Raw genomic sequence first — 13,650 nt, 5'->3', positions numbered from 1 at the left:
TGCTAGTCGGCATGGAAATACCAGGGCCGGAAAACGGCTGCGTCGCCCGTGCTTCAGGCCGGGCTGAACGGGGGACGGACAGGATCATGAGCATGGCGGAGGCAGCGCCCGTGAGCGGCGAAAAGCCCGGTACGGAAGTGGGTGAGGCACGGGCTGCGGCTTTAAGCGCGCCCCGGTCGCTGGATGGCAGGCGGGGGCTTGTCGATGCCGCCGCGCTGGCAGCGCTGGTCCTCGTCGGGGCCGGTCTCGTCTATGCCTTTCTTCCCGGGGGCCCTCGCATCGCTACCCTCTTCCTCATCTATCTGACGGCGGTCTTGTCGCTCGCGATCTATTCCGGAAACAGCGGCATCACCTCCTTCGGCCATGCGGCCTTTCTCGGTCTCGGGGCCTATGTCTCGGCCATTCTCACCATGCAGCCTGCCGTGCAGGCCTCCGCGCTGCCGCATCTGCCCGAATTCCTGAAAGGCTGGGCGCTCACCTACTGGCCGGCACTGGTCGGCGTCATCGGGGCGGGGGTCCTGGTCGGACTGCTCACCGGTGCGCCGCTCAGCCGTCTGAATGGCGGTGCGGCGGCGATCTCGACGCTGGCGCTGCTGATCATCATCCACGTCATTCTGGTCGGCGCGCGGGATTTCACCCGGGGCAGCCAGACCTTCTATGGCGTGCCCCGGCTTTCGACGCCTGTCGTCGTCGCGGTGGTGGCGATTGCGGCGGTTTTCGTCGCGCGCCTCTTCAAGGACAGCGCCACGGGGGTGAAGCTGCGCGCCACCCGCGACAATGAGGTGGCCGCCGAAGCGCTCGGCATCAAGGCCTCGCGGGTGCGCTATGCGGGCTGGGTTCTCTCCGTCGTCGTCGGCATGGCGGCGGGCTCGCTCTACGGCCATTTCCTCGGCGCCTTCTCGCCCAAGGATTTCTATTTCTCCTTCACCTATCTGCTGGTCGCGATGCTGATCGTCGGCGGCTTCTTCTCGGTCACCGGCGCGGTGGTCGGCACGGCGCTGATTTTCGCGGTGGTGCAGATTCTCCGGCAGGCGGAAGGCCAGTCCACCTTCCTCGGCCTGTTTCCGCTGCCGCCGCTCTTCGGCCTGACGGAAGTGGGCCTCGGTCTTGCCCTGATGTTGACCATCTGGCGCCGGCCGCTCGGCCTTTCGGGTCTCGCCGAGCTCGCACTGCCCGGCCGTGCCAAGCCGCTCGCCCTCGCGGCCCTCACGCCCGCTCCCGCCCCCGCGCCATCGCCGCCCCAGACCGGCGACCGGCTGGACATATCGGGCCTTTCCTGCCGTTTCGGCGGGTTGAAGGCGGTGGATGACGTGAGCTTCTCGGTGCGGCCCGGCGAAATCCTCGGTCTCATCGGTCCGAACGGCGCCGGCAAGACGACGCTCGTCAATCTCATCTGCGGCCAGATTGCCGCCCAGGCCGGAACGGTGGTCCTCAACGGCCGCCGGGTCAGCGGCCTGCATCCGGCCGCCCGCGCGGAGGCGGGCCTGGCCCGTACCTTCCAGAACATCCGCCTCTTCGAGCGCATGACGGTGCTGGAAAACATCACCGCCGCCGCGCTCCTGCGTCGGGGCAACCTTGCGGAGGCCCGGGAAAAGGCCATCGCGCTCGCCGCCGAATTCCATCTTCTCGACATTGCCGATCGCATCGCCGGCACGCTGCCCTATGGCTCGCGCCGCCGGCTGGAGATTGCCCGGGCGCTCGCCACCGAGCCGAAATATCTGCTGCTCGACGAGCCCGCCGCCGGCATGAACCCGGCGGAAACGGAAGCGCTGACCGAGGAAATCAAGGCGATCCGCGACCGCTACGGCCTCGGCCTCATCGTCATCGAACACGATATTCCGCTGATCATGCGGGTGTCGGACCGTATCGTCGTCATCAACCGCGGCGCGAAGATCGCGGAAGGCGATCCCGCGACCGTCCGCAACGATCCGGCGGTGGTGGAAGCCTATATCGGCACCCGCAACAGCCATTGAAAACCGAACCATTGAGACAGGACAAAAAAGGGGAACTGACCATGCCCATGCTCAAGACCAAGACGGGACGCGCGGCACTTGCGCTCGCCCTCCTCGCCTCCACCGCCTCGCTTGCCTCGGCGGAGGATTTCGTGCTCGGCCTCGCGACCGGCCAGACCGGCGGTCTCGCCGCCTATGACCAGCCCTCGCTCGCCGGCCTGAAGCTCGCCATTGACGAGATCAACGCGCGCGGCGGCCTCGGCGGCAAGTATCCGGTCAAGCTCGACATCAAGGATACCCGCTCCGATACGGCCGCCGCCGTGCAGGCCGCGCAGGAACTGGTGGACGAAGGCGTGAACGCCATCATCACGCCCTGCGATGCCGATCCCTCGATTGCCGCCGGCCAGATCACGCAAGGCGCGGAAATCCCGACCTTCACCTTCTGCGGCTCGACACCGACGATCACGACGGCAGTCGGGGATTTCATGTTCGGCACCTATCCGGCCGACAATGCGCAGGCGCTCGTGCTCGCCGAATTCGCCGTCAAGAAGGGCTACAAGAACGCCTATGTGCTGAAGTCCGCCGACAGCGCCTATACGCTGAAGCTGCCGGAATATTTCGCCACCGCCTTCGAGGCCGCCGGCGGCAAGGTGCTGGAACAGTCCACCTACACCATGGGCCAGCAGGATTTCGGCGCCGAAGTCACCAAGATCAAGGGCCTCGACCCGCAGCCCGACGTGATCATGACGGCGGCCTACGAGCCGGATTTCCCGGCCTTCCTGAAGCAGCTCCGCGCGGCGGGCGTCAAGGCGCCGGTGCTGGGCTCCGATGGCGTCGATACGCCGACCACCCTGTCGCTCGGATCGGTCGCCGACGGTCTCGTCCATACCACGGCAGGCTTTGCCGTTCCGGGCTCCAGCCTGGAGGCCTTCAACGCCAAGTACAAGCAGGCGACCGGCAAGGATCCGGATACGGTCTACATCGCCAATGGCTATGAAATCGGCCTGATCCTCGATGCCGCCGCCAAGGTGGCCGCCACCCCGCGTGGCCGGGACCTGCGCGATGCCATCGCCAATCTGGAGAACGTCGAAGGCGTGACCGGCCCGATCACCTACAAGGGCACGGCGGGCATGCCGGTCCGCTCCATCTCGCTGGTCGAGGTGAAGGGCGGTGCGCGCAGCCTCGTGGAAGCGGTGGTTCCGGAAGCCGCAAAGGTTCCGGCTCCATGAGTGCAGGCCCGCTTCTGGATGTCGCGGGGCTTGGCGTCCGCTACGGCTATGTGGAGGCGGTTCGCGGCATTTCCTTTTCGGTCGCGCCGGGAGAAATCCTGGCGCTGATCGGGGCGAATGGCGCGGGCAAGACCTCGACGCTTTCGGCGCTGTCCGGGCTTACCCCTGCCACCGGGCGCATCGCCTACAAGGGCACCGATATTTCGGCGCTCGGGGCGGAGAAGCGCTCCGGCCTCGGCATGGCGCTGACGCCGGAAGGGCGGCGGGTGTTTCCGAGCCTCACCGTGGCGGAAAACCTGCTGCTCGGCGGCGCGGCCCACAAGGGCAAGCATGATCCGGCGGCGAAACGCGAGGAGATGCTGTCGCTCTTCCCGATCCTGCGCGAGCGCTATCATCAGCGCGCGGGCCTGCTTTCGGGCGGCGAGCAGCAGATGCTGGCGATTGCCCGCTCGCTGATGTCGGCACCGGACCTGCTGCTGCTCGACGAGCCCTCGCTCGGGCTTGCGCCGCAGATCGTCGATCAGGTCTTCGAGCTGATCGTGCGGCTGAACGGCACGGGGCTCACCATCCTGCTCGTCGAGCAGAACGCGTCCCGCGCGCTCGAAATCGCCCATCATGCCCTGGTGCTCGCCAATGGCGCGGTGGCGCTGTCGGGCAAGGCCAGCGACCTTCTGGCGTCTCCGGAAATCCGGGCCGCCTATCTTTCCGCCTGACACTGCCGGGTAAAGAAAAATGGATCTCCTCCTCCAGCACATCATCAATGCGGTCAGCCTCGGCGGCACCTATGCGCTGCTGTCGCTCGGTCTCGCCATCGTCTTCTCGATCATCGGGCTGATCAATTTCGCCCATGGCGAGCTGATGACGGCGGCCGGCTACACGATCTTCTTCGTGCTGGCGGCGGGGGTCAGCCTGCCGCTCGCCATCCTCTTTGCCATCGTCGCGGTGGCGCTGCTCGCCATGGCCATCGAACGCGCCGCCTTCCGGCCCATGCGCAAGGCGGACATGACCGGGCTTCTGATCACCTCCTTCGCGATGAGCATGATCCTGCAGGCCTTCTTCCAGAATGCCATCGGCGCCCGTCCCCGGGCTGTGGCCATGCCGGAGGCGCTCTCCGGTGTCGTCAATATCGGGTCGGTGCATCTCGGCATCATTCCGCTGATGTCGATCTCGATCACGGTTGTCGCCCTTGTGGCGCTCAATCTCTTCCTCAAGCACACGGTCATGGGCATCACCATGCGCGCGGCGGCGGAGGATATCGATGTGGTGCGGCTTCTGGGCCTGAAGGCGGGCAGGGTCGTGGCCACCAGCTTTGCCGTTTCGGGCGTGCTTGCCGCCGTGGCAGCCTTCCTCTGGGTGGCGCAGCGCGGGTCGGTCGATCCGCTGATGGGCTTCGTGCCCGTGCTCAAGGCCTTCGTCGCGACCATTGTCGGCGGGCTCGGCTCGCTCACGGGGGCAGTTGCCGGCGGCATGCTGCTCGGCATCGTCGAAGTGCTGGCGCAGGTTCTCCTGCCGCCCAGCCTCGTCGAATTCCGTGACGCCTTCGTGCTCGGCTTCGTCATCCTGCTGCTGCTCGTCCGGCCGCAGGGCCTGCTGCCCGCACCGACCGGCCGGCGCAGCTGAACTCAGCCGGAGGGCGCGTTGACGTCGCCCTCCTTCCGCTCCGGCAAAAGGCCGGTGCCCGGTGTCTTCATCCTGTCGGTCAGCCCCTTGGCCGCATGCGGCCCGGCCGGCGGATTTTTCGCCGGTGCCCGCTCGGGTGCGGTCTTCTCGACGGCGTCCCGCGCTTCGTCATCCTTGCCCATCGTCAGCCTCCCTGTTCCGGCGGGCACCATGCCCGCCGCGAAAGAGAACGCCGAAAAGGGGACGGCGTTCCTCAGCCGGATGCGCCCTCCCCGGCCGGGCTCTCCACGGGGCGAGCCGCAAAGGCCCTCACCTCGGAAAGCCACAGGCCGATGACGGAAAGCGCCTCCGGCTCGTCCAGGAAGGGAATATGGGCCCGGCCGGGAATGTCGGCATGGAGGAGGTCCGTTTGCCGCCGCTTCATTTCGGCGGCTGTTGCCGCACTCAGGAGATCGGAGGCCGCGCCGCGCAGGAGCGCCATCGGCAGGCCGGCGCAGGCATCGAACAGCGGCCAGGCCTCCGGCAGCGGCGCGTCCTTCACCGCCTTGAAGCCTTCCGAAAGGGCGGGGTCGTAGGTCAGGCCGATCCGGCCCTCTTCCTGCGTGAAGTGACGTTCCGCCTCCTCCCGCCAGCGGCTTTCCGGCACGCCGGAAAAGCCGGGATTGGCGAAGGGCAGCCGGGCGGCGATCTCTTCCAGGCTGGCAGCCTTCGGCGCGACGCCCACATAATCGGCGATCCGCAAGAGCCCGTCCCTTTCCAGCACCGGTCCGACATCGTTGAGACAGAGGCCAAGAAGCCGGTGCCGGGCCGTCATGGCGATCAGCATGCCGATCAGCCCGCCGCGCGAGGAGCCGATGATGGCGGCCCGCTCGAGGCCGAGATGATCGAGCAGCGCCAGCGCATCGCGGGCTTCCTGCGGCACGGTGTAGGTCTCCGCGCCCGTCCACTGCGAGCGTCCGCGCCCGCGACTGTCGAGCCGGATGAGGCGGATGCCGGAGGGCAGGTGCGGGGCGAGGTAATCGAAATCCCGTCCGTCGCGGGTCAGCCCGGCCAGCGCCAGCAGCGGCAGCCCCTCGCCCTCGTCCGTGTAGGCCAGCTTTGCCCCGTCTTCCGCCTGGAAATAATTCATGCCGCACTCCGCTTTTTATCGAGGGAAAGGCGTAGCTTTCCGGCGCTCGCCCGTCCAGACCGGCTTTATCTTTTCCTCCCGGAAGCCTAAACCGAAACGATGAAATCTGTGTCCGGAACGAACCTTGAGCAGGCCAAGGCCCATAACCGCCGCGTGGTGATTGAAACGATCCGCCGGCACGGGCCGATGACCCGTTCCGAACTGGCGAAATTGACCGCGCTCACGGTGCAGACCATTTCCAACATCGTCGGGGAGCTGGTGGCGCTGCGGCTGCTGAAGGCGGAAAAGCAGCGGGCCCTGCCGCGTGGCCAGCCGGTCACGCCCTATGCCATCGATCCGGATGGGGCCTTTTCCATCGGTCTCGAACTGGAGCGCGACCATGCCGCCGGTGTGCTGACCGACCTGACCGGGGCCGTGCGCGCCGAGCTTCGCCTGCCCGCCGAGCGGCCGGACCCGGAGCGGGCAATCCCGCTTCTGGCGGGCCTCGCCGAAGACCTGATCGCCCGCGCCGGGATCGACCGCAGCCGCATTCTCGGCGCGGGGATTGCCATGCCCGGCCGATATCAGGGAGAGGGGGTGACCTCGCTCACGCCGGTCGCCCTGCCCGGCTGGCAATCCTTCCCCGTGGCGGCCCGTCTCAAAGCGCGGCTCGGCATGCCGGTGCTGGTGGAAAACGATGCAAGCGCCGCCGCCATCGGCGAACGCCTCTATGGCGCGGGGCGCGGCCTTTCCAGCTTTGCCTATATCTGGATCGGCATGGGCGTTGCTTCCAGCCTCGTCATCGACGGCCAGCTCCATCGCGGCAGCCAGCGCAATGCGGGCGAAATCCATCATCTCATCGCCGTTCCCGGCGGCAAGCCCTGTCCTTGCGGCAAGCGCGGCTGCGTCGGCGCCTATCTGGCGGTCGGGGCGGCCCACGAGCATATCGGCACCCGCGAGGAGGACGAGGCGTCCCTCCTGCAGGCGCTCGACGCGAAGCATCCCGGGCTCGATGTCTGGGCGGCAGAGGCCGTCGGGCCGCTGCGCCAGCTCATCGACATGTATGAACTTGCCTTCGATCCCGCCACCGTGATCCTGGGCGGCTCGCTGCCGCCCGCGCTTCTGGCGCTTTTGATGGAACGGCTGGAACCGCTTCATCCGCCGGTCGATCCGGACGCGGTGCGGCAGATCCCGCGCGTCATCGCCGGGGCGGCCGGCAAGACCACCTCGCTGCTCGGCGCCGCCGCCCTGCCGATCTTTTCCGAAACCAATCCGCAATTCGACGTGCTGCAAAAGCCGGTGGGGTAAAATTTCGGGTGTCGAGCCCTTCGCCTCCCGCCTATAGTGGCGGCAAAGGAGAGAGGTGATGGCGGACAGGACGATCCACGATATCGAGACCGGCTGGGGCCTTTTCCGCCTGGAATGGTCGGACAAGGGCTTGGTCCGCACCCGTTTGCCGGATGCGACGACCGGCGAATCCGTGAGAGCGGCCCTTCTTCCCGGTCATCCCGTTTCCGGCTGGATCGCCCGCATCGTCGCCTATTTTCGCGGCGAGCCGGTGCATTTCGATGACATCCCGCTCGACATGGACGGCGTGCCCGCGCGGGAACAGGCAATTTACGCCGCCTTGAGGCGTGTGCCCCGAGGCAGCACGCTCACTTACGGGGCGCTGGCCGTCGAGGCGGGCATTCCCGGCGAGGCGCGCAGCGTCGGCACGGCCATGGCCCGCAATCCCTGGCCGCTCGTGGTCCCCTGCCACCGGGTGCTGGCGGCTGCCGGCAAGACGGGCGGCTTTTCCGCGCCCGGCGGCGTTTCGACGAAATTGCGGATGCTGCGGCTCGAAGGGGCGGGATTGCCGGAAGAGGCCCCGCTTCTGCCGGGCCTCTTCGGGTAAGCGGCGGCGCTTACGGATAGCCGTAGAGCACCGGCATCAGCGCGGCGGCGGCCTTGAAGCGCTCGAAGGATTTCGCCCCGGGCGGCGTCCAGGCGCTTTCGGCCAGCGCCGAAAGCCGCGGGAAGATCAGCCGGTCGGCAATACCGCGGTCCAGCGCCGATTCCGACCACAGGCAAGCCTGGATGCCGCGCAGCTTCTGCTTTTCCTCTGCGCTCCAGCCTTCCACGGGATCGAAATGATAGAGCTTGTCCGCATTGGACCAGCCGGCCCAGCTCGCGCCGGGCTCGTCCCAGTCGGGGCTGTTGGCCATGTCGAGATAGTAGACCTGGCCGGGGCAGACCACCATTTCATAGCCCTGCCGGGCGAGCGCCGCGCAGACCTCGACGCTTCGCCAGCCGCAGAGATAGCTCTTGTTCTTGTCGATGACATTGCCATGGGCCGCTTCTTCCCAGCCGCCGGTCGTGCAGCCGCGGGCGGCGAGCATCTTCTGCACCCGTTCGAGGAAGACGGCCTGCAGGACCGCTGCTCCGGAGCCTTCGATGTCGTCCGCCCCATGGGTGTTGGTCAGCACGTTCAGGCGGCGGGCATGCTGGCTGGCCACCTCCTCGCCCGCGAGCGTCGTCAGCAGCGCCAGCGCTTCCGGCGAGCCCGACCAGGCCCCCAGCGGCACCTCGTCGGCTCCCACATGGATGGTGCGGAAGGGGAAGAGATCCACCAGCTCGTCGAAGATGCGCTCCAGCACCTCGTAGGTCCTTTCGCGGGCGGGGTTGATGCAATTGTTCGGGAAACCCTGCACCGACTGGTATTCGCCCGTTTCATTGGGGTCTTTCAGCTCCGGCAGCGCGGCGATCATCGCGAAGGAATGGCCGGGCAGATCGATTTCCGGCACCACTTCGATCCCGTAGGAGCCGGCAAGCGCGACGATCTCCCGCACGGCCGCCTTCGAATAATAGCCGCCGCTCTTCGCCGCGCCGGAGCCGAGAAGCGGCGGGATGGGCAGGCCCTCCCCGCGCCAGGCGCCGACGGCAGTCAGCGCCGGATAGGCCTCGATTTCCACCCGCCAGGATTCGTCGTCGGTCAGGTGCCAGTGGAAGCGGTTGAGCTTGTTCCAGGCGAGAATGGCCATCAGCCGGCGGATTTCCGACGTGGCGTAGAATTGCCGCGCCACATCCAGATGCATGCCGCGCCAGCCCATGGACGGGCTATCCTCGATACGGCCCGCCGCCGGATAGGAATAGGAGGCGGGATAGAGCTTCGCGCCGCGCCAGATCTGGCCGAGCGTGACGAGACCGTAGAAGAAGCCGGTTTGCGTAGCGGCCGAGACGGACACGACATCGCCCGAAAAATCAAGGCGATAGGCTTCCGGCCCCATCCCTTCCGCCGGCTGCAGCAGCACGGGCGCGCCGTCTTCCGCTGCGCTGCGCACCAGCCCGTCGGCGGGAAAGAGGGCGTCCGCCAGATGGGCAAAGGCGCGGAGGGCGGCTGCGCCTTCCTCGGTCTGCGCCTCAATGGCGAAGCCCGCAGGCGCGGTGCGCTGGCCGGCCACGGCCACCTTTTCCGGCCAGGGAATGATCGAGACCGGCACCGGCGGCACGGCCGGAACCGGCCAGGTCTCGATGCCGCGCTTGAAGGTGGCATTCGAGCTGCGCGAGGCGGTGGGGGCGGTCTTGAGGTCCAGCGTCGATCCGTCGGACAGCACCAGATAGGCGCCGCGGGCGCCGTCGTTCCAATGCTTGAACTGCCAGCTGAGCTTGCGCACCGTGATCGTCCAGGTCTCGCCCGGTTGCAGCACGAAGCCCTCCGGCGGCAGGAACGTCGTGTGGTTCGACAGGCGCGTGCCGATGGACGCGCCCTCCACCTCGCCCGAGGGATCGACCCGGCCGGGGCCGCTCACGGCCAGACGGAACCCTTCCAGCGCCCGGCCCGAGCGGTTGGTAAGCTTGACGATATAGGCGGAATCGCCTCCCGCATCTGCGGGTACCCATTCGGTTTCGAAACGAAATGCCGGTTCTGCCATGATATGCGCCATCTCCGATCAGCGTAGAGTCAATCAAATTGAATTAATCAAATAAGGGGCGGCGTCGTCAAGCAGGATCGGTCCTCAATTTTGGGGGGGCTGGCAATTTTGGGGGTTCGGGGTCGATAGCCTTTTCTTTTCTTCGCGGCGGCGAGCGTGAGGAACCGGCGGATCGCCTCCCCTTCGCAGGCCATCGGCTCCACCTGCTGCCGCCCGCCGGTTCCGATCCGTCCCCAACGGCGGATCAGGGCCACGCCGAACAGACACGGCTCGATGCTCAAGGCATAGAAACGCGCCATGTTGCGGCCGGGGTCGATGCGCTCGACGTGGATGTGAAAGGCTTGTGCGATCATGGGCCGCAGAATCGCAGAGGCAGGAATCCCGCGTCCAATGATTGTTTGGAATCGGTCCCGCCGGATCGATTCACGCGCGTGATGGACGAACGGGGCGCAGGACGCTAAGCAGGGCGGACCGCATCGCCAAGCCCGAAGGTTTCCTGTCGACCCATGCGTTTTCTCAACGCCCTCCTGTTCTGGCTGCTCATCATCACCGCCACGGTGCTGCTCGGGGCGCTCTATTCGCTGCTGTTCATGGGTGGCCGGTCCATGGCGGGGTCGATCACGTACGCGCTCTTTTGCGGCATACCCATCATCCTGTTCCGGCTGGGCTTTCCCGCCCGCCGCTTCCATGCCTGGCTGCGGCGGCAGACGACGCCCGTCTATTTCGCCATCAGCCTTGCCCTGACCTTCCTGCTGGTCAATGTCGGCTATCTCCTCGGCTCGATGGTGGTGCATGCCACGGGGCTGATCCCCGGCGACTGGCGGCGGCTCGAAATCCTGCCGGCGGATGTTTTCCTCTATACGCTGGCCGCCTCGGGCCTCATCGTCTTTGTGCTGCAGGTGAGGGAACTGCTGGGGCGGCGCGTGTTCCTCAGCCTCATCACCGGGCGCTACCGCAATCCGGTGGAAGAGGAACGGGTCTTCCTGTTCATCGATCTCGTCGATTCCGTCTCCTATGCGGAAGCCCGCGGCGACCGGGAAACGCTGCGCCTGCTGGCGGCGCTCTATGCGATGATGGATCCGCTCGTGCGCCGCCATGGCGGAGCGGTGGACGACTATATCGGCGACGCGGTCATGATCACCTGGCCGCTGGACAAGGGCCTGAGGCGCGCCTCCTGCATTCACTGCGTCTTCGACATCATGGACGAGATTGGCCGCCACGAAGCCCGCTGGCAGCGTCAGCACGGGCGCGTGCCGCGGCTTCGGGCCGCCCTGCATGCAGGCTCGGTGGTCACGGGCGAAGTGGGCACGGATCACCGCAAGATCACCTATTTCGGCAATACGGTGAATATTGCGGCCCGGCTCGAACATCTGGCCAAGGACCTGAACGAGCCGGTGGTGATATCCGCCGATCTGCTGGAACGCCTGAAGCTGCCCGCGAGCGTTCTCGCCGCCGATCTCGGCGAGCATGCGGTGAAAGGCCGGGCATCGCCCATCCGGCTTTTCGGCCTCAACCGCCAGCGCTTGCCCGGCTGGAAAAGAGGCCGCCGCTAGCGGCGGACGAAGCGCACCGGTGCCGTCAGCGTCGTTCCCTCGCCCGAGGGCGGAGCGGGAACCGGCGAGGCGCGGGCCACCATCGAAAGGGCGGCCTCATCCAGGGCTGCATGGCCGGAAGACCGCGCCAGCGAAGCGGACAGCACCCGCCCGCCCGCATCGATCCGGAAGGCGACCAGAACAGTCCCCTGCTCTCCCCGCGCGCGGGCTGCGGACGGGTAGCGTTTGCGCCGTTCCAGATGGGCGACGACCCTGGCTTTCCAGCGGGAGGAATCGCCCTTCGCGGCCGTGGAAGAGATAACGGTCCGGGCCGCCGCATTGCGGTTCGCGCTCTTTACCGGCGCTGCCGCCTGCCGGGTGGCCTCGGAGGCGGGGCGGGGTTTCTTCTTCTGCGGCCTTCCGGCCGTCTCTTTCTTGTCGGCGGGCTTCGGCCTCTCGGCGGGCCGGGCGAGCGGCAGCGGCACCTCGACCCGATCGAGCGCGGCCAGCATCTGCTGTTCCAGCGGATCGACCGCCGGTTCCGGCAGCATCTGCGGTACGGGAAGGGAGGCTGTCGCCAGCGGCTCCGGCTGCGGCAGCCTTTGCGGGACGGGCTCGATGGGGCTTGGGCGTTCGGCAGCATCCTGCCGGTCTTCGGTTACCCGGCTCGTATCGGTCTGGATCGCCTCCGGCTCGGGGGCCAGCTCGATCAGGATCGCCGCCTGCGGTGCGGACTGGCCGGCAGGCTCCGGCCAGTCGGGCGCGGCAAGGGCCGCCGCCGCGCAGGCCGCGCTGACCGTCAGCAGCGCGCCCGCCCAGATCGCGGCTTCCGACAGCGTCAGGCGGCGGTGCAGGCGCTCGGTCCAGCGGCTCACGGGGGGCCTCCGGCAACCGGCGGGCTGCCGGTCTCCTCCAGCCCGACCAGGGCGATCTTCAGATAGCCCGCGCCGCGCAACAGGTTCATCACCTCCATGAAGGCGCCGTAATCGATACCCTTGTCGGCGTGAAGGAATATGCGCGTCTCCCGATCTCCTCCCGTCTGGCGCGCCAGGGCGTCGACCAGCACCCCGCGTTCGACGGGATCCTGGCCGAGCGAGAGGGTGAGATCCCGGGCGATGCTGATCGTCACCGGCTTGTCCGGCCGTTTCTCCGCCCGGGCACTGGCGGCGGGAAGGTCCACCTTCACATCTACGGTAGCGAGCGGTGCGGCGACCATGAAGATGATCAGCAGCACCAGCATCACGTCGATGAAGGGCGTGACATTGATCTCGCTCAGTTCGCCGGGCGCATCCTCATCCCTGCCGATTCCGCCTGCCATGGCTTTAAGCCGCCGCTTCGGACAACAGGGGATGCCGGCTCGTGGCCAGCCGCCGGTCGAGATCGCGGCTGACCAGCCGTTCGATGGCGCTCGCGGCATCGCCGAGCAGGCGGCGATAGGCGGCGATGGACCGCTGCAAGCCGTTATAGACGATGACCGCCGGAATGGCGGCGACCAGCCCGAGGGCCGTGGCCAGCAGCGCCTCGGCAATGCCCGGCGCCACGACCGCAAGATTGGTGGTCTCCGCCTCGCTGATGCCGATGAAGGCATTCATGATACCCCAGACCGTGCCGAACAGGCCGACAAAGGGGCCGACCGAACCGATGGTGGCCAGAAGCCCCGTCCCGCGGGAAAGCCGCGCGCCCGCATGGATCTCGATCCGCGACAGCGCCGAGGCCACCCGGGTCTTCAGCCCCTCCCCGCCCGACCGTTCGAGCGCGGTCCCGGTGAGCTGGGTCTCCTCGCTCGCCGCTTCGACCATCAGGGCCGCCGGGTCGCGCCGGCCGGCGCAATGGCGGGCGGCCTGCTCCAGCGACGGCGCATGGGCGGCAAGGCGCAGGCTGCGGCGCAGCTGATGCCGCGCCAGGGTCAGCTCGATGCTCTTGGCGAGCAGGATCGTCACGGTCAGAAGGGCGGCGGCCGCCAGCGCGACCATCACCGCTTTCACCACCTGATCGGCGGCGAGAAACATGCCCCAGGGCGAAAGCGCCTGCGGCAGCGCGGGCCCTGTGCCCAGAGGTTCCGCGAAAGCCGGAAGGGCGACGAAGACGCCCGCCGCCAGGGGAAACCATCCCGTGCCCGGATCGATCCTCATGTCCGTGGTCCTCCTGTGTCCGGACAGCCGAAAGGCATCGCGCGCGGTTGCTCCGCGCGGCGTCAATCCGTTTCGATACCGTCAGATATGGGGTGCCTGCGGGGGCGCAGGCCCGTGTTGCCCCTTCTATAAAACGGGAAAAATCCGAAGACAATACTTGATTAAA

13 protein-coding genes and 1 pseudogene are annotated in these 13,650 nt (G+C 67.4%); 7 read left to right on the top strand and 7 right to left on the bottom strand.

Going from position 1 to position 13,650, the window contains the following annotated elements; genetic code table 11:
* Positions 1-86 precede the first annotated feature (86 nt).
* Genes ACT54B_RS18415 through ACT54B_RS18400 form a run of 4 tightly spaced genes read left to right on the top strand, consistent with a single transcriptional unit; the run spans position 87 to position 4,801 of the window.
* On the top strand, positions 87-1,973 hold the full coding sequence (locus ACT54B_RS18415) for a branched-chain amino acid ABC transporter ATP-binding protein/permease (RefSeq protein ID WP_476047018.1): 1,887 nt from the start codon (positions 87-89) through the stop codon (positions 1,971-1,973).
* A 41-nt stretch (positions 1,974-2,014) separates the two neighbouring features.
* Complete coding sequence (locus ACT54B_RS18410; RefSeq protein ID WP_476047016.1) at positions 2,015-3,181, top strand: ABC transporter substrate-binding protein; 1,167 nt, start codon at positions 2,015-2,017, stop codon at positions 3,179-3,181.
* Positions 3,178-3,894: an ABC transporter ATP-binding protein gene (locus ACT54B_RS18405; protein WP_476047014.1), complete on the top strand. Its 717-nt coding sequence runs from the start codon at positions 3,178-3,180 to the stop codon at positions 3,892-3,894. The genes ACT54B_RS18410 and ACT54B_RS18405 overlap by 4 nt, the downstream gene beginning before the upstream one ends.
* Positions 3,895-3,913: 19 nt before the next feature.
* Positions 3,914-4,801: a branched-chain amino acid ABC transporter permease gene (locus ACT54B_RS18400; protein WP_476047012.1), complete on the top strand. Its 888-nt coding sequence runs from the start codon at positions 3,914-3,916 to the stop codon at positions 4,799-4,801.
* A gap of 2 nt (positions 4,802-4,803) precedes the next feature.
* Here ACT54B_RS18400 and ACT54B_RS18395 read toward each other — a convergent pair whose 3' ends face one another.
* Entirely contained in the window at positions 4,804-4,983 is a 180-nt protein-coding gene (locus ACT54B_RS18395) for a hypothetical protein (protein ID WP_476047011.1), read from the bottom strand.
* A gap of 71 nt (positions 4,984-5,054) precedes the next feature.
* Positions 5,055-5,930: an alpha/beta fold hydrolase gene (locus tag ACT54B_RS18390; RefSeq protein WP_476047010.1), complete on the bottom strand. Its 876-nt coding sequence runs from the start codon at positions 5,928-5,930 to the stop codon at positions 5,055-5,057.
* 99 nt (positions 5,931-6,029) lie between these two features.
* Between ACT54B_RS18390 and ACT54B_RS18385 the strand changes: the two genes are divergently transcribed.
* Together ACT54B_RS18385 and ACT54B_RS18380 are read left to right on the top strand one after the other, a co-directional pair.
* Complete coding sequence (locus tag ACT54B_RS18385) at positions 6,030-7,217, top strand: ROK family transcriptional regulator (protein ID WP_476047008.1); 1,188 nt, start codon at positions 6,030-6,032, stop codon at positions 7,215-7,217.
* Positions 7,218-7,275: 58 nt separating this feature from the next.
* Positions 7,276-7,803 (top strand): methylated-DNA--[protein]-cysteine S-methyltransferase, encoded by a 528-nt coding sequence (locus tag ACT54B_RS18380; RefSeq protein WP_476047006.1) that lies wholly within the window; start codon positions 7,276-7,278, stop codon positions 7,801-7,803.
* 10 nt (positions 7,804-7,813) lie between these two features.
* Here the strand turns inward: ACT54B_RS18380 and ACT54B_RS18375 are convergent, their stop codons facing one another.
* On the bottom strand, positions 7,814-9,820 hold the full coding sequence (locus ACT54B_RS18375; RefSeq protein ID WP_476047005.1) for a beta-N-acetylhexosaminidase: 2,007 nt from the start codon (positions 9,818-9,820) through the stop codon (positions 7,814-7,816).
* A 47-nt stretch (positions 9,821-9,867) separates the two neighbouring features.
* A complete protein-coding gene (locus ACT54B_RS18370; RefSeq protein WP_476047004.1) occupies positions 9,868-10,173 on the bottom strand; it encodes a WGR domain-containing protein in 306 nt (101 codons plus the stop codon).
* Positions 10,174-10,326: 153 nt separating this feature from the next.
* On the opposite strand from ACT54B_RS18370, the gene ACT54B_RS18365 reads away from it, so the two are divergent.
* Entirely contained in the window at positions 10,327-11,373 is a 1,047-nt protein-coding gene (locus ACT54B_RS18365) for an adenylate/guanylate cyclase domain-containing protein (RefSeq protein WP_476047003.1), read from the top strand.
* On the opposite strand, the gene ACT54B_RS18360 is transcribed toward ACT54B_RS18365, so the two are convergent.
* The 3 genes and pseudogenes from ACT54B_RS18360 to exbB form a co-directional block, all read right to left on the bottom strand.
* A complete protein-coding gene (locus ACT54B_RS18360; RefSeq protein WP_476047002.1) occupies positions 11,370-12,227 on the bottom strand; it encodes an energy transducer TonB in 858 nt (285 codons plus the stop codon). The genes ACT54B_RS18365 and ACT54B_RS18360 overlap by 4 nt on opposite strands.
* On the bottom strand, positions 12,224-12,670 hold the full coding sequence (gene exbD / locus ACT54B_RS18355) for a TonB system transport protein ExbD (protein WP_476047001.1): 447 nt from the start codon (positions 12,668-12,670) through the stop codon (positions 12,224-12,226). The genes ACT54B_RS18360 and exbD overlap by 4 nt, the downstream gene beginning before the upstream one ends.
* 4 nt (positions 12,671-12,674) lie before the next feature.
* Positions 12,675-13,388 (bottom strand): annotated as a pseudogene (gene exbB / locus ACT54B_RS18350) (tonB-system energizer ExbB); the annotation flags it as partial.
* Positions 13,389-13,650: the final 262 nt, after the last annotated feature.

Source organism: Gellertiella sp. DMC107 (assembly GCF_056313605.1).
Note: the sequence above shows the minus strand (reverse complement) of the source record. Positions and strands in the feature narration are given on the sequence as shown.